General features: G+C 50.6%; 24 protein-coding genes, 1 tRNA gene and 2 pseudogenes. 16 read left to right on the top strand and 11 right to left on the bottom strand.

Annotated elements, in window-relative coordinates:
• The 3 genes and pseudogenes from BFF42_RS20890 to epmA all read right to left on the bottom strand — a co-directional run.
• Positions 1-155: IS1 family transposase (locus BFF42_RS20890; protein WP_001348782.1), on the bottom strand; the 155-nt coding region annotated here is incomplete at its 3' end.
• A gap of 56 nt (positions 156-211) precedes the next feature.
• Positions 212-373, bottom strand: a pseudogene (locus BFF42_RS20895) (glutamate/gamma-aminobutyrate family transporter YjeM); the annotation flags it as partial.
• A 218-nt stretch (positions 374-591) separates the two neighbouring features.
• Positions 592-1,569 (bottom strand): elongation factor P--(R)-beta-lysine ligase, encoded by a 978-nt coding sequence (gene epmA / locus BFF42_RS20900; protein ID WP_000004771.1) that lies wholly within the window; start codon positions 1,567-1,569, stop codon positions 592-594.
• 324 nt (positions 1,570-1,893) lie between these two features.
• Between epmA and frdA the strand changes: the two genes are divergently transcribed.
• The 6 genes from frdA (at position 1,894) to blc (ending at position 7,022) form a co-directional block, all read left to right on the top strand.
• Positions 1,894-3,702: a fumarate reductase (quinol) flavoprotein subunit gene (frdA, locus tag BFF42_RS20905; protein ID WP_001192983.1), complete on the top strand. Its 1,809-nt coding sequence runs from the start codon at positions 1,894-1,896 to the stop codon at positions 3,700-3,702.
• On the top strand, positions 3,695-4,429 hold the full coding sequence (gene frdB, locus BFF42_RS20910) for a fumarate reductase iron-sulfur protein (protein ID WP_000829498.1): 735 nt from the start codon (positions 3,695-3,697) through the stop codon (positions 4,427-4,429). The genes frdA and frdB overlap by 8 nt, the downstream gene beginning before the upstream one ends.
• 10 nt (positions 4,430-4,439) lie before the next feature.
• Positions 4,440-4,835, top strand: a complete 396-nt coding sequence (frdC, locus tag BFF42_RS20915; RefSeq protein ID WP_000208757.1) for a fumarate reductase subunit FrdC — start codon at positions 4,440-4,442, stop codon at positions 4,833-4,835.
• A gap of 10 nt (positions 4,836-4,845) precedes the next feature.
• A complete protein-coding gene (gene frdD, locus BFF42_RS20920; RefSeq protein WP_012421212.1) occupies positions 4,846-5,205 on the top strand; it encodes a fumarate reductase subunit FrdD in 360 nt (119 codons plus the stop codon).
• Between the two features lie 61 nt (positions 5,206-5,266).
• Positions 5,267-6,400: a BlaEC family class C beta-lactamase gene (locus tag BFF42_RS20925; RefSeq protein WP_012421501.1), complete on the top strand. Its 1,134-nt coding sequence runs from the start codon at positions 5,267-5,269 to the stop codon at positions 6,398-6,400.
• An 88-nt stretch (positions 6,401-6,488) separates the two neighbouring features.
• Positions 6,489-7,022, top strand: coding sequence for a lipocalin Blc (gene blc / locus BFF42_RS20930; protein WP_001238381.1), 534 nt, complete (start codon positions 6,489-6,491; stop codon positions 7,020-7,022).
• On the opposite strand, the gene sugE is transcribed toward blc, so the two are convergent.
• The 4 genes from sugE to efp all read right to left on the bottom strand — a co-directional run bounded on the left by sugE (position 7,019) and on the right by efp (position 8,518).
• Positions 7,019-7,336 (bottom strand): quaternary ammonium compound efflux SMR transporter SugE, encoded by a 318-nt coding sequence (gene sugE, locus BFF42_RS20935; RefSeq protein ID WP_000118482.1) that lies wholly within the window; start codon positions 7,334-7,336, stop codon positions 7,019-7,021. The genes blc and sugE overlap by 4 nt on opposite strands.
• Positions 7,337-7,517: 181 nt before the next feature.
• Positions 7,518-7,664, bottom strand: coding sequence for a lipoprotein toxin entericidin B (gene ecnB, locus BFF42_RS20940; protein WP_000239596.1), 147 nt, complete (start codon positions 7,662-7,664; stop codon positions 7,518-7,520).
• A gap of 110 nt (positions 7,665-7,774) precedes the next feature.
• Positions 7,775-7,900 (bottom strand): lipoprotein antitoxin entericidin A, encoded by a 126-nt coding sequence (gene ecnA, locus BFF42_RS20945; protein WP_000977757.1) that lies wholly within the window; start codon positions 7,898-7,900, stop codon positions 7,775-7,777.
• Positions 7,901-7,951: 51 nt separating this feature from the next.
• Positions 7,952-8,518 carry an elongation factor P gene (gene efp, locus BFF42_RS20950; protein WP_000257278.1) on the bottom strand — a complete coding sequence of 189 codons (567 nt, stop codon included), beginning with the start codon at positions 8,516-8,518 and terminating at the stop codon, positions 7,952-7,954.
• Between the two features lie 41 nt (positions 8,519-8,559).
• On the opposite strand from efp, the gene epmB reads away from it, so the two are divergent.
• Positions 8,560-9,609 (top strand): EF-P beta-lysylation protein EpmB, encoded by a 1,050-nt coding sequence (gene epmB, locus BFF42_RS20955; RefSeq protein ID WP_000940527.1) that lies wholly within the window; start codon positions 8,560-8,562, stop codon positions 9,607-9,609.
• Between the two features lie 373 nt (positions 9,610-9,982).
• Entirely contained in the window at positions 9,983-10,852 is an 870-nt protein-coding gene (locus BFF42_RS20960) for a YjeJ family protein (RefSeq protein ID WP_001008051.1), read from the top strand.
• 202 nt (positions 10,853-11,054) lie between these two features.
• Here BFF42_RS20960 and BFF42_RS20965 read toward each other — a convergent pair whose 3' ends face one another.
• The 3 genes from BFF42_RS20965 to BFF42_RS20975 form a co-directional block, all read right to left on the bottom strand.
• Positions 11,055-11,408, bottom strand: a complete 354-nt coding sequence (locus BFF42_RS20965) for a DUF4156 domain-containing protein (RefSeq protein WP_000558209.1) — start codon at positions 11,406-11,408, stop codon at positions 11,055-11,057.
• A 137-nt stretch (positions 11,409-11,545) separates the two neighbouring features.
• Positions 11,546-13,192: a chaperonin GroEL gene (groL, locus tag BFF42_RS20970; protein WP_000729117.1), complete on the bottom strand. Its 1,647-nt coding sequence runs from the start codon at positions 13,190-13,192 to the stop codon at positions 11,546-11,548.
• A 43-nt stretch (positions 13,193-13,235) separates the two neighbouring features.
• Positions 13,236-13,529: a co-chaperone GroES gene (locus BFF42_RS20975; protein WP_001026276.1), complete on the bottom strand. Its 294-nt coding sequence runs from the start codon at positions 13,527-13,529 to the stop codon at positions 13,236-13,238.
• A gap of 275 nt (positions 13,530-13,804) precedes the next feature.
• Between BFF42_RS20975 and yjeH the strand changes: the two genes are divergently transcribed.
• Positions 13,805-15,061: an L-methionine/branched-chain amino acid transporter gene (gene yjeH, locus BFF42_RS20980; RefSeq protein WP_000015872.1), complete on the top strand. Its 1,257-nt coding sequence runs from the start codon at positions 13,805-13,807 to the stop codon at positions 15,059-15,061.
• 15 nt (positions 15,062-15,076) lie between these two features.
• On the opposite strand, the gene BFF42_RS20985 is transcribed toward yjeH, so the two are convergent.
• Complete coding sequence (locus BFF42_RS20985; RefSeq protein WP_001267448.1) at positions 15,077-15,553, bottom strand: FxsA family protein; 477 nt, start codon at positions 15,551-15,553, stop codon at positions 15,077-15,079.
• A 336-nt stretch (positions 15,554-15,889) separates the two neighbouring features.
• On the opposite strand from BFF42_RS20985, the gene aspA reads away from it, so the two are divergent.
• From aspA to BFF42_RS21020, 7 genes and pseudogenes are all read left to right on the top strand, one after another.
• Positions 15,890-17,326, top strand: coding sequence for an aspartate ammonia-lyase (aspA, locus tag BFF42_RS20990; RefSeq protein ID WP_000069437.1), 1,437 nt, complete (start codon positions 15,890-15,892; stop codon positions 17,324-17,326).
• 117 nt (positions 17,327-17,443) lie between these two features.
• Positions 17,444-18,745: an anaerobic C4-dicarboxylate transporter DcuA gene (dcuA, locus tag BFF42_RS20995; protein ID WP_000961959.1), complete on the top strand. Its 1,302-nt coding sequence runs from the start codon at positions 17,444-17,446 to the stop codon at positions 18,743-18,745.
• A gap of 115 nt (positions 18,746-18,860) precedes the next feature.
• Positions 18,861-19,199, top strand: coding sequence for a divalent cation tolerance protein CutA (gene cutA / locus BFF42_RS21000; RefSeq protein ID WP_000883400.1), 339 nt, complete (start codon positions 18,861-18,863; stop codon positions 19,197-19,199).
• Positions 19,175-20,872 carry a protein-disulfide reductase DsbD gene (gene dsbD, locus BFF42_RS21005; protein WP_000068976.1) on the top strand — a complete coding sequence of 566 codons (1,698 nt, stop codon included), beginning with the start codon at positions 19,175-19,177 and terminating at the stop codon, positions 20,870-20,872. Before cutA ends, dsbD begins: the two co-directional genes overlap by 25 nt.
• 36 nt (positions 20,873-20,908) lie before the next feature.
• Entirely contained in the window at positions 20,909-21,484 is a 576-nt protein-coding gene (locus tag BFF42_RS21010) for a transcriptional regulator (protein ID WP_001188520.1), read from the top strand.
• Positions 21,485-21,590: 106 nt separating this feature from the next.
• Positions 21,591-21,666 (top strand) — tRNA-Phe (locus BFF42_RS21015).
• 196 nt (positions 21,667-21,862) lie between these two features.
• Positions 21,863-22,834 (top strand): annotated as a pseudogene (locus BFF42_RS21020) (tyrosine-type recombinase/integrase); the annotation flags it as partial.
• Positions 22,835-22,987: the final 153 nt, after the last annotated feature.

A 22,987-nucleotide genomic window follows, 5' to 3' on the forward strand; every position in this document is an offset into this window, starting at 1 on the left:
GTACCGGGCTGAGAGGCGGTGTAAGTGAACTGTAGTTGCCATGTTTTACGGCAATGAGAGCAGAGATAGCGCTGATGTCCGGCAGTGCTTTTGCCGTTACGCACCACGCCTTCAGTAGCGGAGCAGGAAGGACATCTGATGGAAATGGAAGCCACGCAAGCACCTTAAAATCACCATCATACACTAAATCAGTAAGTTGGCAGCATTACCAGGCGAATGGAATAAAGAATAACAATGCAGAAAATATATAAAAGGGAATCGCACTATAACCCATTAAGTAATAAGCCGATGGGCTATTGGCAAATCCAAATACGGAAGTAAAGATCATCAATATGAGTCCTATCAGACTCATCTTTTTTATCGTGTGAGGCATGAAACCATCCTTCATTTCAGCGCGTGTATAACACGTGCCCACTGAACTGCACTGCGCAACATTGAGCAGGCAGCGTAAAAACCAATACAGAATTGATACCCGGATGATATCAAATATCCAGTCTTAAATTGTGGCCTTTAACGGAAAAATGAAAATATATGCTACAGAATGGCGCTTATCACGCCATTCTTCGCTGTTAATTCAGTAATTTTTCAGAATTATGCCCGGTCAACGCTAAAGGCGATGACTTCAGCCAGTGTCTCCGCGCCCAGCGCCAACATCACCAGACGATCAACACCTAATGCCACGCCGGAACAGTCAGGCATACCGACTTTCAAGGCTTCAATCAGATTCTGGTCAATGGGGTGCTGCGGCAAACCGCGCGCCGCGCGCTTACGGTTATCTTGTTCAAAGCGTTGTTGCTGCTCACGGGCATCCGTTAATTCATGGAAACCATTCGCCAGCTCAATACCTTTATAATAAACCTCAAAGCGTTCAGCGACCCGATGATCTTCGGTACTGATTTGCGCCAGTGATGCCTGGCTGGCTGGAAAGTGGTACACAAAGGTCGGTTTTTCTTTGCCAATATTTGGCTCTACGCCAAAGGTAAACAGCAATTGTAGCAACGTGTCGCGGTCTTCTTCGGTATCAGCAACGTTACTCAAATCCAGTTTCGCTGCGACTTCCCGCAGTTGCGTTTTGTCGGCAGAGAGCGGGTCAATTTCCAGATAACGCAAGAAAGCTTGTTGATAAGAAAGGCTTTCTGCTGCCGGGCAGTCCAGCACCTGTTGTAAGAGATCGTCCACCTCGTTCATCAACCGGTACATATCATAGTGCGGTCGATACCACTCAAGCATAGTGAACTCAGGGTTGTGATAACGCCCCATCTCTTCATTACGGAAGCTGCGGCACAGCTGGAATACCGGCCCACAACCGGCAACCAGCAGGCGTTTCATATGGTATTCCGGGCTGGTCATTAACCAGAGATTCATCCCCTGCGAATGCCCGGGGCCAACGAAACGTGTCTCAAACGGGACCAAATGAATATCGGTTACCGTCGCCTGGCTCATACAAGGCGTCTCCACCTCCAGCACTCCACGATCAGCAAAGAAACGACGGATCTCCGCCATAATCGCCGCGCGTTTTAATAAGTTAGGAATGGATGCGCTCGGCTGCCAGGATGCCGTTTCGCTCATAGTTAAATCTCCAGTTTTTGACAAGGGCACGAAGTCTACTCGCAACGCGACGGCGAGACAAATTTTACGCAGGAATCAAACAGCGGTGGGCAGTGACTAAAAAAAGCACGATCTGATGGTTTAGTAATTAAATGAATCATCTTCAGTGATAATTTAGCCCTCTTGCGCACTAAAAAAATCGATCTCGTCAAATTTCAGACTTATCCATCAGACTATACTGTTGTACCTATAAAGGAGCAGTGGAATAGCGTTCGCAGACCGTAACTTTCAGGCACTTACCCTGAAGTACGGGGCTGTGGGATAAAAACAATCTGGAGGAATGTCGTGCAAACCTTTCAAGCCGATCTTGCCATTGTAGGCGCCGGTGGCGCGGGATTACGTGCTGCAATTGCTGCCGCGCAAGCAAATCCAAATGCAAAAATCGCACTAATCTCAAAAGTATACCCGATGCGTAGCCATACCGTTGCTGCAGAAGGGGGCTCCGCCGCTGTCGCGCAGGATCATGACAGCTTCGAATATCACTTTCACGATACAGTAGCGGGTGGCGACTGGTTGTGTGAGCAGGATGTCGTGGATTATTTCGTCCACCACTGCCCAACCGAAATGACCCAACTGGAACTGTGGGGGTGCCCATGGAGCCGTCGCCCGGATGGTAGCGTCAACGTACGTCGCTTCGGCGGCATGAAAATCGAGCGCACCTGGTTCGCCGCCGATAAGACCGGCTTCCATATGCTGCACACGCTGTTCCAGACCTCTCTGCAATTCCCGCAGATCCAGCGTTTTGACGAACATTTCGTGCTGGATATTCTGGTTGATGATGGTCATGTTCGCGGCCTGGTAGCAATGAACATGATGGAAGGCACGCTGGTGCAGATCCGTGCTAACGCGGTCGTTATGGCTACTGGCGGTGCGGGTCGCGTTTATCGTTACAACACCAACGGCGGCATCGTTACCGGTGACGGTATGGGTATGGCGCTAAGCCACGGCGTTCCGCTGCGTGACATGGAATTCGTTCAGTATCACCCAACCGGTCTGCCAGGTTCCGGTATCCTGATGACCGAAGGCTGCCGTGGTGAAGGCGGTATTCTGGTCAACAAAAATGGCTACCGTTATCTGCAAGATTACGGCATGGGCCCGGAAACTCCGCTGGGCGAGCCGAAAAACAAATATATGGAACTGGGTCCACGCGACAAAGTTTCTCAGGCCTTCTGGCACGAATGGCGTAAAGGCAACACCATCTCCACGCCGCGTGGCGATGTGGTTTATCTCGACTTGCGTCACCTCGGCGAGAAAAAACTGCATGAACGTCTGCCGTTCATCTGCGAACTGGCGAAAGCGTACGTTGGCGTCGATCCGGTTAAAGAACCGATTCCGGTACGTCCGACCGCACACTACACCATGGGCGGTATCGAAACCGATCAGAACTGTGAAACCCGCATTAAAGGTCTGTTCGCCGTGGGTGAATGTTCCTCTGTTGGTCTGCACGGTGCAAACCGTCTGGGCTCCAACTCCCTGGCGGAACTGGTGGTCTTCGGCCGTCTGGCCGGTGAACAAGCGACAGAGCGTGCAGCAACTGCCGGTAATGGCAACGAAGAGGCAATTGAAGCGCAGGCAGCTGGCGTTGAACAACGTCTGAAAGATCTGGTTAACCAGGATGGCGGCGAAAACTGGGCGAAGATCCGCGACGAAATGGGCCTAGCAATGGAAGAAGGTTGCGGTATCTACCGTACGCCGGAACTGATGCAGAAAACCATCGACAAGCTGGCAGAGCTGCAGGAACGCTTCAAGCGCGTGCGCATCACCGACACCTCCAGCGTGTTCAACACCGACCTGCTCTACACCATTGAACTGGGCCACGGTCTGAACGTTGCTGAATGTATGGCGCACTCCGCAATGGCACGTAAAGAGTCCCGCGGCGCACACCAGCGTCTGGACGAAGGTTGCACCGAGCGTGACGACGTCAACTTCCTCAAACACACCCTCGCCTTCCGCGATGCTGATGGCACGACTCGCCTGGAGTACAGCGACGTGAAGATTACTACGCTGCCGCCAGCTAAACGCGTTTACGGTGGCGAAGCGGATGCAGCCGATAAGGCGGAAGCAGCCAATAAGAAGGAGAAGGCGAATGGCTGAGATGAAAAACCTGAAAATTGAGGTGGTGCGCTATAACCCGGAAGTCGATACCGCACCGCATAGCGCATTCTATGAAGTGCCTTATGACGCAACTACCTCATTACTGGATGCGCTGGGCTACATCAAAGACAACCTGGCACCGGACCTGAGTTACCGCTGGTCCTGCCGTATGGCGATTTGTGGTTCCTGCGGCATGATGGTTAACAACGTGCCAAAACTGGCATGTAAAACCTTCCTGCGTGATTACACCGACGGTATGAAGGTTGAAGCGTTAGCTAACTTCCCGATTGAACGCGATCTGGTGGTCGATATGACCCACTTCATCGAAAGTCTGGAAGCGATCAAACCGTACATCATCGGCAACTCCCGCACCGCGGATCAGGGTACTAACATCCAGACCCCGGCGCAGATGGCAAAGTATCACCAGTTCTCCGGTTGCATCAACTGTGGTCTGTGCTACGCCGCGTGCCCGCAGTTTGGCCTGAACCCAGAGTTCATCGGTCCGGCTGCCATTACGCTGGCGCATCGTTATAACGAAGATAGCCGCGACCACGGTAAGAAGGAGCGTATGGCGCAGTTGAACAGCCAGAACGGCGTATGGAGCTGTACTTTCGTGGGCTATTGCTCCGAAGTCTGCCCGAAACACGTCGATCCGGCTGCGGCCATTCAGCAGGGCAAAGTAGAAAGTTCGAAAGACTTTCTTATCGCGACCCTGAAACCACGCTAAGGAGTGCAACATGACGACTAAACGTAAACCGTATGTACGGCCAATGACGTCCACCTGGTGGAAAAAATTGCCGTTTTATCGCTTTTACATGCTGCGCGAAGGCACGGCGGTTCCGGCTGTGTGGTTCAGCATTGAACTGATTTTCGGGCTGTTTGCCCTGAAAAATGGCCCGGAAGCCTGGGCGGGATTCGTCGACTTTTTACAAAACCCGGTTATCGTGATCATTAACCTGATCACTCTGGCGGCAGCTCTGCTGCACACCAAAACCTGGTTTGAACTGGCACCGAAAGCGGCCAATATCATTGTAAAAGACGAAAAAATGGGACCAGAGCCAATTATCAAAAGTCTCTGGGCGGTAACTGTGGTTGCCACCATCGTAATCCTGTTTGTTGCCCTGTACTGGTAAGGAGCCTGAGATGATTAATCCAAATCCAAAGCATTCTGACGAACCGGTATTCTGGGGCCTCTTCGGGGCCGGTGGTATGTGGAGCGCAATTATTGCGCCGGTGATGATCCTGCTGGTGGGTATTCTGCTGCCACTGGGGCTGTTTCCGGGTGATGCGCTGAGCTACGAGCGCGTTCTGGCGTTCGCGCAGAGCTTCATTGGTCGCGTATTCCTGTTCCTGATGATCGTTCTGCCGCTGTGGTGTGGTTTACACCGTATGCACCACGCGATGCACGATCTGAAAATTCACGTGCCTGCGGGCAAATGGGTTTTCTACGGTCTGGCTGCTATCCTGACAGTTGTCACGCTGATTGGTATCGTTACAATCTAACGTATCGCCAATGTAAATCCGGCCCGCCTATGGCGGGCGTTTTGTATGGAAACCAGACCTTATGTTCAAAACGACGCTCTGCGCCTTATTAATTACCGCCTCTTGCTCCACATTTGCTGCCCCTCAACAAATCAACGATATTGTGCATCGCACAATTACCCCGCTTATAGAGCAACAAAAGATCCCCGGTATGGCGGTGGCGGTAATTTATCAGGGTAAACCTTATTACTTTACCTGGGGCTATGCGGACATCGCCAAAAAGCAGCCCGTCACACAGCAAACGTTGTTTGAGTTAGGTTCGGTCAGCAAAACATTTACGGGCGTGCTTGGTGGCGACGCTATTGCTCGAGGGGAAATCAAGTTAAGCGATCCCGCAACAAAATACTGGCCTGAACTTACCGCTAAACAGTGGAATGGGATCACACTATTACATCTTGCGACCTACACCGCTGGCGGCCTGCCATTGCAGATGCCGGATGAAGTGAAATCCTCAAGCGACTTGCTGCGCTTCTATCAAAACTGGCAGCCTGCATGGGCTCCAGGAACACAACGTCTGTATGCCAACTCCAGTATCGGTTTGTTCGGCGCACTGGCTGTGAAGCCGTCTGGTTTGAGTTTTGAGCAGGCGATGCAAACTCGTGTCTTCCAGCCACTCAAACTCAACCATACGTGGATTAATGTACCGCCCGCAGAAGAAAAGAATTACGCCTGGGGATATCGCGAAGGCAAGGCAGTTCATGTTTCGCCAGGGGCGTTAGATGCTGAAGCTTATGGTGTGAAGTCGACCATTGAAGATATGGCCCGCTGGGTGCAAAGCAATTTAACCCCCCTTGATATCAATGAGAAAACGCTTCAACAAGGGATACAACTGGCACAATCTCGCTACTGGCAAATCGGCGATATGTATCAGGGCCTGGGCTGGGAAATGCTGGACTGGCCGGTCAATCCTGACAGCATCATTAACGGCAGTGACAATAAAATTGCACTGGCAGCACGCCCGGTAAAAGCGATTAAGCCCCCAACTCCTGCAGTACGCGCATCATGGGTACATAAAACGGGGGCGACCGGCGGATTTGGTAGCTATGTCGCGTTTATTCCAGAAAAAGAGCTGGGTATCGTGATGCTGGCTAACAAAAACTATCCCAATCCAGCGAGAGTCGCCGCCGCCTGTCAGATTCTCAACGCTCTACAGTAAAATTTCATCGGGTCCGAATTTTCGGACCTTTTCTGCGCTTTTCCTTGCTGTCATCTACACTTAGAAAAAAACCAGTAAGGAAACATTTATGCGCCTGCTCCCTCTCGTTGCCGCAGCGACAGCTGCATTTCTGGTCGTTGCCTGCAGTTCTCCTACGCCGCCGCGTGGCGTGACAGTAGTGAATAATTTCGACGCTAAACGCTATCTCGGTACCTGGTATGAGATTGCCCGTTTTGATCACCGTTTTGAACGTGGACTGGAAAAAGTCACCGCAACATACAGTCTGCGTGATGGCGGCGGCCTGAATGTCATCAATAAAGGCTATAACCCTGACAGAGAAATGTGGCAGCAGAGTGAAGGGAAAGCGTACTTTACCGGCGCACCAACACGCGCTGCGCTGAAAGTGTCATTCTTTGGTCCTTTCTATGGCGGTTATAACGTCATTGCACTTGATCGGGAATACCGCCATGCGCTGGTTTGCGGCCCGGACCGCGACTACCTGTGGATACTCTCCCGCACGCCAACCATTTCTGACGAAGTGAAACAGGAGATGCTGGCAGTCGCGACCCGGGAAGGGTTTGATGTCAGTAAGTTTATTTGGGTACAGCAGCCCGGTAGTTAGTGAGTGCTGAGTTTCAGACCAATAATCCCCAATACGATTAACGCCAGACTCGCCAGGCGCATCGGGTTAGCGGACTCACCGAGCAGCACAATGCCGGTGATAGCCGCGCCGACTGCGCCAATACCCGTCCACACGGCATAAGCCGTCCCTACTGGTAACGATTTCATCGCCCAGGCAAGTAGCGCCATACTGACAATCATCGCCGTCACGGTAATAACACTCGGCGTCAAACGACTAAAGCCGTGGGTATATTTCAGGCCAACGGCCCATACCACTTCCAGCAGACCAGCAATAACTAAGATAATCCAGGACATATCAGGCTCCGGAGAATTGGGGCCGTCCCCGGTGAAAAGACGCGTTTGCAGGTCGTCCTGCAAAGCTGATGGTTGAACGGATATTTTGCCAGGTGGCAGGGGAATTTCAACTATTACCTTAGTGACTATCGCAGAAAAAACAAACGGCACGACACAGCTGTCGTACCGTTATTGCTTATTGCTATTGCTGCGCTTTCGTTGCTGCGCCAGAAATCGCGTTACCGCCATCAGAAATGTCTTCACCAACGCCACGCGTGGTGTTGCAGGCAGTTAATACTGTTGAAAGCACCAGAACAGAAAAGATCGCTGCAATTGTCTTCTTCACCATAACGTCTTCCTTTTAGGTAATGTTATTTATGTTTGCCTATAGCAAATTAATAATAGACAACATCGCCAAAAATGACGGAAATCTGATGATTTTTCGGAAGAGAAGAAAAATTAGCTGGCAGCGCGAGAGATGGAGTTGCCGAGATGTTTGATGTCTTCGCCGAAACCGCGAGCGGTGTTACAGCCCGTGAGCAGCGTACTAGCAAGCAAAACAAGAACGATAAGGCGTTTCATCATCTCTGACCTGAATAAGTGATGGTGCAGCCTGCAGGCCGCACCACAACCGCATTACTTCACGCGAGAGACGTATTCACCAGAGCGGGTATCCACTTTGATGACTTCGCCGATTTGTACGAACAGCGGAACCTTAACCACAGCGCCAGTAGACAGGGTAGCCGGTTTGCCGCCAGTACCTGCGGTATCACCTTTCAGGCCCGGATCGGTATCAACGATTTCCAGTTCAACGAAGTTCGGCGGAGTAACGGAGATCGGCTGACCATTCCACAGAGTTACGATACACTCTGCCTGATCCAGCAGCCATTTAGCGTTATCGCCAATTGCTTTTGCATCAGCAGACAGCTGCTCGAAAGTTTCGTTGTTCATGAAGTGCCAGAACTCACCGTCGTTGTACAGGTAAGTCAGGTTCATATCGACAACATCAGCGCCTTCAGCGGAATCAGTAGATTTGAAGGTTTTTTCTACGCGAGTACCGGTCAGCAGACGACGCAGTTTAACGCGAGCAAATGCCTGGCCTTTACCCGGTTTTACGAATTCACTCGCTTCAACCGCGTAAGGTTCGCCGTCTAACATGATTTTAAGACCAGCACGAAAATCGTTGCTATAGTACGTTGCCATAAGGCCCTCTGAAATTTGTTAATTGGTAGCTAAGCCACAAAATGGCACATATTGTAACCCTAAATACCCCATCCAGAGAAGATTGGTTAACGCAACTTGCCGATGTTGTGACCGATCCTGATGAACTTCTGCGTCTTTTGAATATAGACGCGGACGAAAAACTGTTGGCCGGACGCAGCGCCAAAAAGCTGTTTGCCCTGCGTGTGCCCCGCTCATTTATCGATCGCATGGAGAAAGGCAATCCGGACGATCCTCTTTTGCGTCAGGTACTTACCTCGCAAGATGAGTTTGTCGTCGCGTCCGGATTCTCCACCGACCCACTGGAAGAACAGCACAGCGTAGTGCCTGGTTTGTTGCATAAATACCACAACCGGGCGCTTTTGCTGGTCAAAGGCGGCTGCGCGGTAAATTGCCGCTATTGCTTCCGTCGCCACTTCCCCTATGCCGAAAATCAGGGCAACAAGCGTAACTGGCAGACTGCACTTGAGTATGTTGCTGCGCATCCGGAACTGGACGAGATGATTTTCTCCGGCGGCGATCCGCTGATGGCGAAAGATCACGAGCTGGACTGGTTGCTCACACAACTGGAAGCCATCCCGCATATCAAACGTCTGCGGATTCACAGCCGTCTGCCGATTGTGATCCCGGCACGCATCACAGATGCGCTGGTTGAACGCTTTTCACATTCTACGCTGCAAATCCTGCTGGTGAATCACATCAACCATGCCAATGAGATAGATGAAACATTCCGTCAGGCGATGGCTAAGTTGCGCCGGGTAGGCGTTACTTTGCTGAACCAGAGCGTTCTGTTACGTGATGTGAACGATAACGCACAAACGCTGGCAAACCTGAGTAATGCGTTGTTCGATGCCGGCGTGATGCCGTATTACCTGCATGTGCTCGATAAAGTACAGGGCGCGGCGCATTTTATGGTGAGTGATGACGAAGCACGGCAGATTATGCGTGAGTTGCTGACATTGGTGTCGGGATATCTGGTGCCGAAACTGGCGCGAGAAATTGGCGGCGAACCCAGCAAAACGCCGCTGGATCTCCAGCTACGCCAGCAGTTACTGATTAAACAGGGAAGTTAAACATTAAAATTGCCTGATGCGCTACGCTTATCAGGCCTACATCGTGCATTGAAATTGAATGGATTTGCAATGAACTGTAGGCCGGATAAGGCGTTTACGCCGCATCCGGCAAGAGCAACAAACGCAAGTACAGCAACCTGTCATTAAACTGAGAAATTTAATCTTTGCCCGTTGCATAACCTTTAATTATTCATATGCATTGCTGTTGTTACTTTTTATATAGCTAACACCAATAATTAACCTTTCTTTTCTGTTTATATAGAGTGAGCACGGCTATTTATGTTATTTTAACAACTATTACTACCAAGCCCATTTATCTGGCTTATAAATTAAAATTAATTATTTAATTGAGAAATGGTTAGGGAGAACCTACATGGCCATAAGCATCAAGGGTGTTAATACCGGTGTTATTCGCAAGAGTAATAATTTCATTGCACTGGCGCTGAAAATTAAAGAACCTCGCAATAAAGAATCGTTGTTCTTTATGTCTGTCATGGAACTGCGCGACCTGCTGATTGCGCTGGAAAGTCGTCTGCATCAAAAGCATAAACTGGATGCTGCTGCACGCCTTCAGTATGAGCAAGCTCGCGATAAAGTCATTAAGAAAATGGCAGAAAACATCCCAGAAATTCTGGTTGATGAGCTTAAAAATGCCGATATTAATCGTCGGGTTAACACGCTGGAACTTACCGATAATCAAGGCGAAAATCTTACCTTCGTATTAACGCTACATGACGGTAGCAAATGTGAGTTAGTCGTCAATGAGTTGCAGATTGAAATGCTAGCGCGAGCAATCATTCATGCAATTAATAATGCGGAAATGCGTGAACTGGCATTACGTATTACCTCACTGTTAGATTTCCTGCCGTTATATGACGTTGACTGCCAGGAAAATGGCAATCTGGAATATGACACCTATTCCCAACCGGAATGGAAACATAACTTGTTCGACCATTATCTGGCGGTGCTTTACCGCTTTAAAGATGAAAGTGGCAAAGAACAATTTAGCGGCGCAGTGGTGAAAACGCGTGAAGCAACGCCGGGTAAAGAAGTAGAGGCGATCACTCGCCGAATGCTTGATTTCAGCCCACGACTGAAAAAACTCGCGGGTGTGCCATGTCAGGTCTATGTTCGCACCGTAGCGGCGAATAACGCCCAACCGCTAACCCAGGATCAATGCTTACGCGCGCTGCATCACTTACGTGTTCAATCCACCAGCAAAACTGCACCACAGGCGAAATAATCTCATCTTTGCTAATGCGAGGCTGGAGCCATCCAGCCTGAAATGACTGATAACGTGATCGTTGGTCATGCCGGATGCGGCGTAAACGCCTTATCCGGCCTACAAATTCTCAAGCATTCAATCAGTTGCAATGCCTGCTGTAGGCCTGATAAGCGAAGCGCATCAGGCAATAATACGTTTGTCACCCAGCCTCTGGATCACATCAGTTCGGGCACTTATAAACCTGACCGATAATCTGGCTATCCGTCGGGACAAAACTGGACAACATTCCCTGCGACGGGCTGCTGATGCCATAAATCACGTTACCGCCCATTGCAGCCGCCTGGTTGCGCAGATCGTTTGCTGCGCCGCGCATAGAACCGCCCTCTTCTCCGTGTTGCCCGGAAAGCCAGTTGCTTTGCTTACCTGTCGCAGTACCAATCAGCTGGCACTCTGCGCCTGGCTGCTCGTCCACAATGCGTACACTCTGACCGGCAGCACTCAATTCGTTGCTGGAGCTACAACCCGCCATCAGTAGCGCGGCACCGACAATCCCTGCTAAGTATTTTACGTGCATGTTATTCCCCATAATCAATGAGCTGGACGCCACTCGCGTCGTCCGTGTCTGAATCTTATACTAGAAAGATGACCAAAAGAAAAACCCCCAGACATTTCTGCCCGGGGGTTTGTTTATTTCTGCGAGGTGCAGGGCAATTACATCATGCCGCCCATGCCACCCATGCCGCCCATACCGCCAGCAGCGCCTAAGTCAGCTGCATCGTTTTTCGGCAGGTCGGTAACCATGCACTCGGTGGTGATCATCAGGCCAGCCACAGAAGCCGCGTACTGCAGAGCAGAACGGGTTACTTTGGTTGGATCCAGGATACCCATGTCGATCATGTTGCCGTATTCTTCGGTTGCTGCGTTGTAACCGTAGTTGCCGTCGCCGCCTTTAACAGTGTTAGCAACAACAGACGGTTCTTCGCCGCAGTTCAATACGATCTGACGCAGCGGAGCTTCCATTGCACGCAGTGCAACTTTGATACCCACGTTCTGGTCTTCGTTCTGACCACGCAGGTCAGCCAGTTTAGACGCTACGCGGATCAGCGCAACACCACCACCAGCAACCACGCCTTCTTCTACCGCAGCACGGGTCGCGTGCAGGGCATCTTCAACGCGTGCTTTTTTCTCTTTCATTTCAACTTCGGTAGCAGCACCTACTTTGATAACTGCAACGCCGCCTGCCAGTTTCGCTACGCGCTCCTGCAGTTTTTCACGGTCGTAGTCAGAAGTTGCTTCTTCAATCTGCTGACGGATCTGAGCAACACGGCCCTGGATTGCAGCTTCTTCACCCACGCCATCAATGATGGTGGTGGTGTCTTTGTTGATCACAACACGTTTAGCCTGACCCAGGTCTTCCAGGGTTGCTTTTTCCAGCTCCATACCGATCTCTTCAGAGATTACGGTACCGCCAGTCAGGGTTGCGATATCCTGCAGCATAGCTTTACGGCGATCGCCGAAGCCCGGAGCTTTAACCGCAGCAACTTTCACGATGCCACGCATGGTGTTAACAACCAGAGTTGCCAGCGCTTCGCCTTCAACATCTTCAGCGATGATCAGCAGCGGTTTACCTGCTTTAGCAACGGCTTCCAGAACCGGCAGCATTTCGCGGATGTTGGAGATTTTCTTGTCAGCCAGCAGGATGAACGGGCTTTCCAGTTCTACTGCGCCAGTTTCCGGCTTGTTGATGAAGTAAGGAGACAGGTAGCCACGGTCGAACTGCATACCTTCAACCACGTCCAGTTCGTCCTGCAGACCGGTACCGTCTTCAACGGTGATAACGCCTTCTTTACCGACTTTGTCCATCGCTTCAGCGATCAGTTTACCTACGGTTTCGTCGGAGTTAGCGGAGATGGTACCAACCTGAGCAATCGCTTTAGAGTCAGAGCATGGTACGGACAGCGCTTTCAGTTCTTCAACTGCAGCGGTAACAGCTTTGTCGATACCACGTTTCAGGTCCATCGGGTTCATGCCCGCAGCAACTGCTTTCAGACCCTCAGTGATGATAGCCTGAGCCAGTACGGTTGCAGTGGTGGTACCGTCGCCTGCAGCGTCGTTCGCTTTAGAGGCAACTTCTTTCACCATCTGCGCACCCATATTTTCGAACTTGTCTTCCAGTTCGATTTCACGAGCAACGGAAACACCATCTTTGGTGATGGTCGGTGCACCGAAAGATTTATCCAGAACTACGTTACGGCCTTTCGGACCGAGGGTAACTTTCACTGCATCTGCCAGTACGTTTACGCCGCGCAGCATTTTCACACGAGCGTCGTTACCGAATTTTACGTCTTTAGCTGCCATTATCTTTATTCCTTAAATTCGTATGTTCAGTGTCGTGCGAGGATTACGCTTCAACAATTGCCAGAATGTCGCTTTCGGACATGATCAACACTTCTTCATTGTCGATCTTCTCAGATTTCACACCGTAGCCATCGTTGAAAATAACGATGTCGCCAACTTTCACATCCAGCGGCTTCACTTCGCCATTTTCAAGGATACGGCCATTGCCGACAGCCAGCACTTCGCCGCGGGTGGATTTAGCCGCTGCAGAGCCGGTCAGAACGATGCCGCCAGCAGATTTAGTTTCAACTTCTTTACGCTTGACGATCACGCGATCATGCAATGGACGAATATTCATTGATAACTCTCCTTTGAGAAAGTCCGTATCTGTTATGGGTGACGCCGGAGCTTACGTGGTTTCCCGGCTGGTGACCAGAGAAATGGGGATGAGGATTCGCCCCTTCAAGGGGGAAAAAGAAAAAAAATTCTGATCAGCACAAAATCGGGTGAAAACCCTGATTCACCTCACATTTCATCGCAATTTCTTCATCGCCGTCATAAGCGAATCTGATTGTGCTACCATCGAAAATCTACGCAGTTGCCCAAAATTTGGGCGCAATCGGATATCAACCCATGAGTGGACTCAAACAAGAACTGGGGCTGGCCCAGGGCATTGGCCTGCTATCGACGTCATTATTAGGCACCGGCGTGTTTGCCGTTCCTGCGTTAGCTGCACAGGTAGCAGGCAATAACAGCCTGTGGGCGTGGCCCGTTTTGATTATCTTAGTGTTCCCGATTGCGATTGTGTTTGCGATTCTGGGTCGCCACTATCCCAGCGCAGGCGGTGTCGCGCACTTCGTCGGTATGGCGTTTGGTTCGCGGCTTGAGCGAGTCACCGGCTGGTTGTTTTTATCGGTCATTCCCGTGGGTTTGCCAGCCGCGCTACAAATTGCCGCCGGGTTCGGCCAGGCAATGTTTGGCTGGCATAGCTGGCAACTGTTGTTGGCAGAACTCGGTACGCTGGCGCTGGTGTGGTATATCGGTACTCGCGGTGCCAGTTCCAGTGCTAATCTACAAACCGTTATTGCCGGACTTATCGTCGCGCTGATTGTCGCTATCTGGTGGGCGGGCGATATCAAACCTGCGAATATCCCCTTCCCGGCACCTGGTAATATCGAACTTACCGGGTTATTTGCTGCGTTATCAGTGATGTTCTGGTGTTTTGTCGGTCTGGAAGCATTTGCCCATCTTGCCTCGGAATTTAAAAATCCAGAGCGTGATTTTCCTCGCGCATTGATGATTGGTCTGCTGCTGGCAGGATTAGTCTACTGGGGCTGTACGGTAGTCGTCTTACACTTCGACGCCTATGGTGAAAAAATGGCGGCGGCAGCATCGCTTCCAAAAATTGTAGTGCAACTGTTCGGTGTAGGAGCGTTATGGATTGCCTGCGTGATTGGCTATCTGGCCTGCTTTGCCAGTCTCAACATTTATATACAGAGCTTCGCCCGCCTGGTATGGTCGCAGGCGCAACATAATCCTGACCACTACCTGGCACGCCTCTCTTCTCGCCATATCCCGAATAATGCCCTCAATGCGGTGCTCGGCTGCTGTGTGGTGAGCACTTTGGTGATTCATGCTTTAGAGATCAATCTGGACGCTCTTATTATTTATGCCAATGGCATCTTTATTATGATTTATCTGTTATGCATGCTGGCAGGCTGTAAATTATTGCAAGGACGTTATCGACTACTGGCGGTGGTTGGCGGGCTGTTATGCGTTCTGTTACTGGCAATGGTCGGCTGGAAAAGTCTCTATGCGCTGATCGTGCTGGCGGGATTATGGCTGTTGCTGCCAAAACGAAAAACGCCGGAAAATGGCATAACCACATAATCCGGCGTTTCGACATTAATCCTGGCGATCGTCTTTATGATCAAGGCGGTCGCGCTCATCATCCTTTCGCTGGTACTCACCATCAAAAGTATTACCGCCACCGGTCCCGGCGCTAAAACCGCCGCCTGGCATACGAGAAAAGCGCAAATGCGGCATCAACTTCACTGTCAGATGCTTTTGCACCGGCGGTAATAAAAGCAGAAGACCGAGGAAGTCGGTGAAAAAGCCCGGTAATAAAAGCAGCAAACCGGCAATGATCAGCGAAACACTTTTAATCATCTCCGCCGCTGGGTTTTCACCCGCCGCCATTTTTTGCTGCATCAGCACGAAATTCTTAAAGCCCTGGTTACGTACCAGTGACATCCCGATAACTGACGTGAATATAACCAGCACGAGGGTCAGCAATACCCCCAATACATGGGCAACCTGAATAAAGATTGAAATCTCAATATAGACATAAAGGAAAATGGCAATAAAAGGTAACCAGCGCAAAGGTTTCTCCTGTAATAGCAGCCGGTAAAACCCGGCTACCTGAATGGGTTGCGAATCGCGTTCAGCTTATATTGTGGTCATTAGCAAAATTTCAAGATGTTTGCGCAACTATTTTTGGTAGTAATCCCAAAGCGGTGATCTATTTCACAAATTAATAATTAAGGGGTAAAAACCGACACTTAAAGTGATCCAGATTACGGTAGAAATCCTCAAGCAGCATATGATCTCGGGTATTCGGTCGATGCAGGGGATAATCGTCGGTCGAAAAACATTCGAAACCACATATATTCTGTGTGTTTAAAGCAAATCATTGGCAGCTTGAAAAAGAAGGTTCACATGTCAAACAACATTCGTATCGAAGAAGATCTGTTGGGTACCAGGGAAGTTCCAGCTGATGCCTACTATGGTGTTCACACTCTGAGAGCGATTGAAAACTTCTATATCAGCAACAACAAAATCAGTGATATTCCTGAATTTGTTCGCGGTATGGTAATGGTTAAAAAAGCCGCAGCTATGGCAAACAAAGAGCTGCAAACCATTCCTAAAAGTGTAGCGAATGCCATCATTGCCGCATGTGATGAAGTCCTGAACAACGGAAAATGCATGGATCAGTTCCCGGTAGACGTCTACCAGGGCGGCGCAGGTACTTCCGTAAACATGAACACCAACGAAGTGCTGGCCAATATCGGTCTGGAACTGATGGGTCACCAGAAAGGTGAATATCAGTACCTGAACCCGAACGACCATGTTAACAAATGTCAGTCCACTAACGACGCCTACCCGACCGGTTTCCGTATCGCAGTTTACTCTTCCCTGATTAAGCTGGTAGATGCGATTAACCAACTGCGTGAAGGCTTTGAACGTAAAGCTGTCGAATTCCAGGACATCCTGAAAATGGGTCGTACCCAGCTGCAGGACGCAGTACCGATGACCCTCGGTCAGGAATTCCGCGCTTTCAGCATCCTGCTGAAAGAAGAAGTGAAAAATATCCAACGTACCGCTGAACTGCTGCTGGAAGTTAACCTTGGCGCAACAGCAATCGGTACTGGTCTGAACACGCCGAAAGAGTACTCTCCGCTGGCAGTGAAAAAACTGGCTGAAGTCACTGGCTTCCCATGCGTACCGGCTGAAGACCTGATCGAAGCGACCTCTGACTGCGGCGCTTATGTTATGGTTCACGGCGCGCTGAAACGCCTGGCTGTGAAGATGTCCAAAATCTGTAACGACCTGCGCTTGCTCTCTTCTGGCCCACGTGCCGGCCTGAACGAGATCAACCTGCCAGAACTGCAGGCGGGCTCTTCCATCATGCCAGCTAAAGTAAACCCGGTTGTTCCGGAAGTGGTTAACCAGGTATGCTTCAAAGTCATCGGTAACGACACCACTGTTACCATGGCAGCAGAAGCAGGTCAGCTGCAGTTGAACGTTATGGAGCCGGTCATTGGCCAGGCCATGTTCGAATCCGTTCACATTCTGACCAACGCTTGCTACAACCTGCTGGAAAAATGCATTAACGGCATCACTGCTAACAAAGAAGTGTGCGAAGGTTACGTTTACAACTCTATCGGTATCGTTACTTACCTGAACCCGTTCATCGGTCACCACAACGGTGACATCGTGGGTAAAATCTGTGCCGAAACCGGTAAGAGTGTACGTGAAGTCGTTCTGGAACGCGGTCTGTTGACTGAAGCGGAACTTGACGATATTTTCTCCGTACAGAATCTGATGCACCCGGCTTACAAAGCAAAACGCTATACTGATGAAAGCGAACAGTAATCGTACAGGGTAGTACAAATAAAGAAGGCACGTCAGATGACGTGCCTTTTTTCTTGTGAGCAGTAACTTAAAAACAACAATCTAATATCAACTTGTTAAAAAACAAGGAAGGCTAATATGCTAGTTGTAGAACTCATCATAGTTTTGCTGGCGATCTTCTTGGGCGCCAGATTGGGGGGAATAGGTATTGGTTTTGCAGGCGGATTGGGGGTGCTGGTTCTTGCCGCTATTGGCGTTAAACCCGGTAACATCCCGTTCGATGTCATTTCCATTATCATGGCGGTTATCGCCGCTATTTCTGCCATGCAGGTTGCTGGCGGTCTGGACTATCTGGTTCATCAGACAGAAAAGCTGCTGCGCCGTAACCCGAAATACATCACGATCCTCGCACCTATCGTGACCTATTTCCTGACAATCTTTGCTGGTACTGGCAACATCTCTCTGGCGACACTGCCAGTTATCGCTGAAGTTGCGAAGGAACAAGGCGTTAAACCTTGCCGTCCGCTCTCTACTGCAGTGGTATCCGCGCAGATTGCGATCACCGCATCGCCAATCTCAGCGGCAGTGGTTTACATGTCTTCCGTGATGGAAGGTCATGGCATCAGCTACCTCCATCTGCTCTCCGTGGTCATCCCGTCCACCCTGCTGGCGGTTCTGGTGATGTCCTTTCTGGTCACTATGCTGTTCAACTCCAAACTCTCTGACGATCCGATTTATCGCAAGCGTCTGGAAGAGGGCCTGGTTGAACTGCGCGGTGAAAAGCAGATTGAAATCAAATCCGGTGCAAAAACGTCCGTCTGGCTGTTCCTGCTGGGCGTAGTTGGCGTGGTTATCTATGCAATCATCAACAGCCCAAGCATGGGTCTGGTTGAAAAACCGCTGATGAACACCACCAACGCAATCCTGATCATCATGCTCAGCGTTGCAACTCTGACCACCGTTATCTGTAAAGTCGATACCGACAACATCCTCAACTCCAGCACCTTCAAAGCAGGTATGAGCGCCTGTATTTGTATCCTGGGTGTTGCGTGGCTGGGCGATACTTTCGTTTCCAACAACATCGACTGGATCAAAGATACCGCTGGTGAAGTGATTCAGGGTCATCCGTGGCTGCTGGCCGTCATCTTCTTCTTTGCTTCTGCTCTGCTGTACTCTCAGGCTGCAACCGCAAAAGCACTGATGCCGATGGCTCTGGCACTGAACGTTTCACCGCTGACCGCTGTTGCTTCTTTCGCTGCGGTGTCTGGTCTGTTCATTCTGCCGACCTACCCGACGCTGGTTGCTGCGGTACAGATGGATGACACGGGTACTACCCGTATCGGTAAATTCGTCTTCAACCATCCGTTCTTCATCCCGGGTACTCTGGGTGTTGCCCTGGCCGTTTGCTTCGGCTTCGTGCTGGGTAGCTTCATGCTGTAATGATCAATCGCGGGGCGTTCACGCCCCGCTTTCTTTCCCGCCGACTAACATCCTTCCCCCGTACGTTGTATAGTGACCTCTCTCTTGCGGTTCCATCTGTTCTTGCGAGGTGTTTATGCTTGATGAAAAAAGTTCGAATACCGCGTCTGTCGTGGTGCTATGTACGGCACCAGATGAAGCGACAGCCCAGGATTTAGCTGCCAAAGTGCTGGCGGAAAAACTGGCGGCCTGCGCGACCTTGATCCCCGGCGCTACCTCTCTCTATTACTGGGAAGGTAAGCTGGAGCAAGAATACGAAGTGCAGATGATTTTAAAAACTACCGTATCTCACCAGCAGGCACTGCTGGAATGCCTGAAGTCTCATCATCCATATCAAACCCCGGAACTTCTGGTTTTACCTGTTACACACGGAGACACAGATTACCTCTCATGGCTCAACGCATCTTTACGCTGATCCTGCTACTTTGCAGCACTTCCGTTTTTGCCGGATTATTCGACGCGCCGGGACGTTCACAATTTGTCCCCGCGGATCAAGCCTTTACTTTTGATTTTCAGCAAAACCAACATGACCTTAATCTGACCTGGCAGATCAAAGACGGTTACTACCTCTACCGTAAACAGATCCGCATTACGCCGGAACACGCGAAAATTGCCGACGTGCAGCTGCCGCAAGGCGTCTGGCATGAAGATGAGTTTTACGGCAAAAGCGAGATTTACCGCGATCGGCTGACGCTTCCCGTAACCATCAACCAGGCGAGTGCGGGAGCGACGTTAACTGTCACCTACCAGGGCTGTGCTGATGCCGGTTTCTGTTATCCGCCAGAAACCAAAACCGTTCCGTTAAGCGAAGTGGTCGCCAACAACGCAGCGTCACAGCCTGTGTCTGTTTCGCAGCAAGAGCAGCACACCGCGCAATTGCCCTTTTCCGCGCTCTGGGCGTTGTTGATCGGTATTGGTATCGCCTTTACGCCATGCGTGCTGCCAATGTACCCACTGATTTCTGGCATCGTGCTGGGTGGTAAACAGCGGCTCTCCACTGCCAGAGCATTGTTGCTGACCTTTATTTATGTGCAGGGGATGGCACTGACTTACACGGCGCTGGGTCTGGTAGTTGCCGCCGCAGGGTTACAGTTCCAGGCGGCGCTACAGCACCCATACGTGCTCATTGGCCTCGCCATCGTCTTTACCTTGCTGGCGATGTCAATGTTTGGCTTGTTTACTCTACAACTCCCCTCTTCGCTGCAAACACGTCTCACGTTGATGAGCAATCGCCAACAGGGCGGCTCACCTGGCGGTGTGTTTGTTATGGGGGCGATTGCCGGACTTATCTGTTCACCATGCACCACCGCACCGCTTAGCGCGATTCTGCTGTATATCGCCCAAAGCGGGAACATGTGGCTGGGCGGCGGCACGCTTTATCTCTATGCGTTGGGCATGGGCCTGCCGCTGATGCTAATTACCGTCTTTGGTAACCGCTTGCTGCCGAAAAGCGGCCCGTGGATGGAACAAGTCAAAACCGCGTTTGGTTTTGTGATCCTCGCACTGCCGGTCTTCCTGCTGGAGCGAGTGATTGGTGATGTATGGGGATTACGCTTGTGGTCGGCGCTGGGTGTCGCATTCTTTGGCTGGGCCTTTATCACCAGCCTACAGGCTAAACGCGGCTGGATGCGCGTGGTGCAAATAATCCTGCTGGCAGCGGCATTGGTTAGCGTGCGCCCACTTCAGGATTGGGCATTTGGTGCGACGCATACCGCGCAAACTCAGACGCATCTCAACTTTACACAAATCAAAACGGTAGATGAGTTAAATCAGGCGCTCGTTGAAGCCAAAGGCAAACCGGTGATGTTAGATCTTTATGCCGACTGGTGCGTCGCCTGTAAAGAGTTTGAGAAATACACCTTCAGCGACCCGCAGGTGCAAAAAGCGTTAGCAGACACGGTCTTACTTCAGGCCAACATCACGGCCAACGACGCACAAGATGTGGCGCTGTTAAAGCATCTTAATGTCCTTGGCCTACCGACAATTCTCTTTTTTGACGGACAAGGCCAGGAGCATCCACAAGCACGCGTCACGGGCTTTATGGATGCTGAAACCTTCAGCGCACATTTGCGCGATCGCCAACCGTGAACGACACTTACAGCGGGAAAGACGGAGGAAAATAGCGTGCAACGTGAAGATGTACTGGGAGAAGCCCTGAAATTATTAGAATTACAAGGGATTGCCAACACCACGCTGGAGATGGTTGCTGAACGTGTGGATTATCCACTGGACGAGCTACGCCGCTTCTGGCCAGACAAAGAGGCAATCCTCTACGATGCGCTGCGTTATCTTAGCCAACAGATAGATGTCTGGCGTCGTCAGCTGATGCTGGACGAAACGCAAACCGCCGAACAAAAGCTGCTGGCACGTTATCAGGCGTTATCGGAGTGCGTTAAAAACAACCGCTATCCGGGCTGTCTATTTATCGCTGCCTGTACGTTTTATCCCGATCCTGGCCACCCTATTCATCAACTGGCCGATCAGCAAAAAAGCGCGGCCTACGATTTCACCCACGAACTGTTAACCACACTGGAAGTTGACGATCCGGCGATGGTAGCAAAGCAGATGGAACTGGTGCTGGAAGGCTGTTTAAGCCGAATGCTGGTGAATCGTAGCCAGGCGGATGTCGACACTGCACATCGGCTGGCGGAAGATATCCTGCGCTTCGCCCGCTGCCGCCAGGGTGGTGCATTGACCTGACAGAAACACAGAAAAGAAGCGATTTGCTGCAATCTTAAGCAGTTGAATCGCTTTTACTGAAATTAGGTTGACGAGATGTGCAGATTACGGTTTAATGCGCCCCGTTGCCCGGATAGCTCAGTCGGTAGAGCAGGGGATTGAAAATCCCCGTGTCCTTGGTTCGATTCCGAGTCCGGGCACCAAATTCATATCAACGGACCTCTACGGAGGTCGTTTTTCGTTTCAGAACGCCACGATTTAAGCGTTCTGCCTACAAATCAATTCTACCGAACTCAACCAGATTCCCCCCACATCAACCCCATTGTGTGGGTATAATTGCGGGCATACCCCAGTTCGACAGAATTTGTACCCTCTTTAACGCATTCAGAAGGCTGAACTATGGCACTGACTGACGCAAAAATCCGGGCTGCAAAGCCCACTGACAAGGCTTATAAACTCACTGACGGGGCTGGCATGTTCCTGCTGGTACATCCTAATGGCTCCCGTTACTGGCGTCTCCGTTATCGTATTCTGGGTAAGGAGAAGACTCTGGCACTTGGTGTGTATCCAGAAGTTTCTCTCTCCGAAGCTCGTACAAAACGGGATGAGGCCCGAAAACTGATTTCGGAGGGGGTTGACCCTTGCGAACAGAAAAGAGCTAAAAAAGTAGTCCCTGATTTACAGCTCTCTTTTGAACATATTGCGCGACGCTGGCATGCCAGTAATAAACAATGGGCACAATCACACAGCGATAAAGTACTCAAAAGCCTCGAGACTCACGTTTTCCCCTTTATCGGCAACCGGGATATCACAACACTCAATACCCCGGATCTGCTTATCCCTGTTCGTGCTACAGAAGCTAAACAAATTTATGAAATCGCCAGTCGTCTGCAGCAAAGAATATCTGCCGTAATGCGTTATGCCGTACAGTCTGGCATCATCAGATATAATCCTGCTCTGGATATGGCTGGCGCATTGACTACGGTAAAACGCCAGCATCGCCCCGCTCTTGATCTTTCTCGCCTGCCTGAACTTTTGTCGCGTATTGGCAGTTACAAAGGGCAACCTGTCACCCAGCTTGCCGTTATGCTGAATTTACTGGTTTTTATTCGTTCCAGTGAACTCAGATACGCCCGCTGGTCTGAAATTGATATTGACAATGCCATGTGGACTATTCCAGCCGAACGCGAACCCCTGCCAGGCGTAAAATTCTCACACCGGGGCTCCAAGATGCGAACACCACATCTTGTGCCACTCAGCAAACAGGCTGTAGCCATACTGACAGAACTACAGACATGGGCTGGTGAAAATGGTCTGATCTTTACGGGAGCACATGACCCGCGTAAACCAATCAGTGAAAATGTAATGAACGCATCTCACACAATTAAACACGGAGCAGTATGATGGTTAAAAGGGTGAAACTGACAGGTGTGGAGCCTCGCAGATTTCCGGCATCATAGTGCCCAATACGGGATGCATAAAGCTCCCTCAGACTGGAGACTCCACAAATGAAATATACACCGG

This window comes from Shigella sp. FC1661 (assembly GCF_001712525.1).
Classification (GTDB): domain Bacteria; phylum Pseudomonadota; class Gammaproteobacteria; order Enterobacterales; family Enterobacteriaceae; genus Escherichia; species Escherichia coli.

What these genes read in the sequence shown, in the direction of transcription:
- ecnB (WP_000239596.1), bottom strand. Translation starts at nt 7,664, where the DNA reads ATGGTGAAGAAGACAATTGCAGCGATCTTTTCTGTTCTGGTGCTTTCA.
- BFF42_RS20965 (WP_000558209.1), bottom strand. Translation starts at nt 11,408, where the DNA reads ATGCACGTAAAATACTTAGCAGGGATTGTCGGTGCCGCGCTACTGATG.
- cutA (WP_000883400.1), top strand. Translation starts at nt 18,861, where the DNA reads ATGCTTGATGAAAAAAGTTCGAATACCGCGTCTGTCGTGGTGCTATGT.
- frdB (WP_000829498.1), top strand. Translation starts at nt 3,695, where the DNA reads ATGGCTGAGATGAAAAACCTGAAAATTGAGGTGGTGCGCTATAACCCG.
- BFF42_RS20975 (WP_001026276.1), bottom strand. Translation starts at nt 13,529, where the DNA reads ATGAATATTCGTCCATTGCATGATCGCGTGATCGTCAAGCGTAAAGAA.
- ecnA (WP_000977757.1), bottom strand. Translation starts at nt 7,900, where the DNA reads ATGATGAAACGCCTTATCGTTCTTGTTTTGCTTGCTAGTACGCTGCTC.
- yjeH (WP_000015872.1), top strand. Translation starts at nt 13,805, where the DNA reads ATGAGTGGACTCAAACAAGAACTGGGGCTGGCCCAGGGCATTGGCCTG.
- aspA (WP_000069437.1), top strand. Translation starts at nt 15,890, where the DNA reads ATGTCAAACAACATTCGTATCGAAGAAGATCTGTTGGGTACCAGGGAA.
- groL (WP_000729117.1), bottom strand. Translation starts at nt 13,192, where the DNA reads ATGGCAGCTAAAGACGTAAAATTCGGTAACGACGCTCGTGTGAAAATG.
- epmA (WP_000004771.1), bottom strand. Translation starts at nt 1,569, where the DNA reads ATGAGCGAAACGGCATCCTGGCAGCCGAGCGCATCCATTCCTAACTTA.
- frdC (WP_000208757.1), top strand. Translation starts at nt 4,440, where the DNA reads ATGACGACTAAACGTAAACCGTATGTACGGCCAATGACGTCCACCTGG.
- dcuA (WP_000961959.1), top strand. Translation starts at nt 17,444, where the DNA reads ATGCTAGTTGTAGAACTCATCATAGTTTTGCTGGCGATCTTCTTGGGC.
- blc (WP_001238381.1), top strand. Translation starts at nt 6,489, where the DNA reads ATGCGCCTGCTCCCTCTCGTTGCCGCAGCGACAGCTGCATTTCTGGTC.
- epmB (WP_000940527.1), top strand. Translation starts at nt 8,560, where the DNA reads ATGGCACATATTGTAACCCTAAATACCCCATCCAGAGAAGATTGGTTA.
- efp (WP_000257278.1), bottom strand. Translation starts at nt 8,518, where the DNA reads ATGGCAACGTACTATAGCAACGATTTTCGTGCTGGTCTTAAAATCATG.
- sugE (WP_000118482.1), bottom strand. Translation starts at nt 7,336, where the DNA reads ATGTCCTGGATTATCTTAGTTATTGCTGGTCTGCTGGAAGTGGTATGG.
- BFF42_RS20925 (WP_012421501.1), top strand. Translation starts at nt 5,267, where the DNA reads ATGTTCAAAACGACGCTCTGCGCCTTATTAATTACCGCCTCTTGCTCC.
- dsbD (WP_000068976.1), top strand. Translation starts at nt 19,175, where the DNA reads ATGGCTCAACGCATCTTTACGCTGATCCTGCTACTTTGCAGCACTTCC.
- frdD (WP_012421212.1), top strand. Translation starts at nt 4,846, where the DNA reads ATGATTAATCCAAATCCAAAGCATTCTGACGAACCGGTATTCTGGGGC.
- BFF42_RS20960 (WP_001008051.1), top strand. Translation starts at nt 9,983, where the DNA reads ATGGCCATAAGCATCAAGGGTGTTAATACCGGTGTTATTCGCAAGAGT.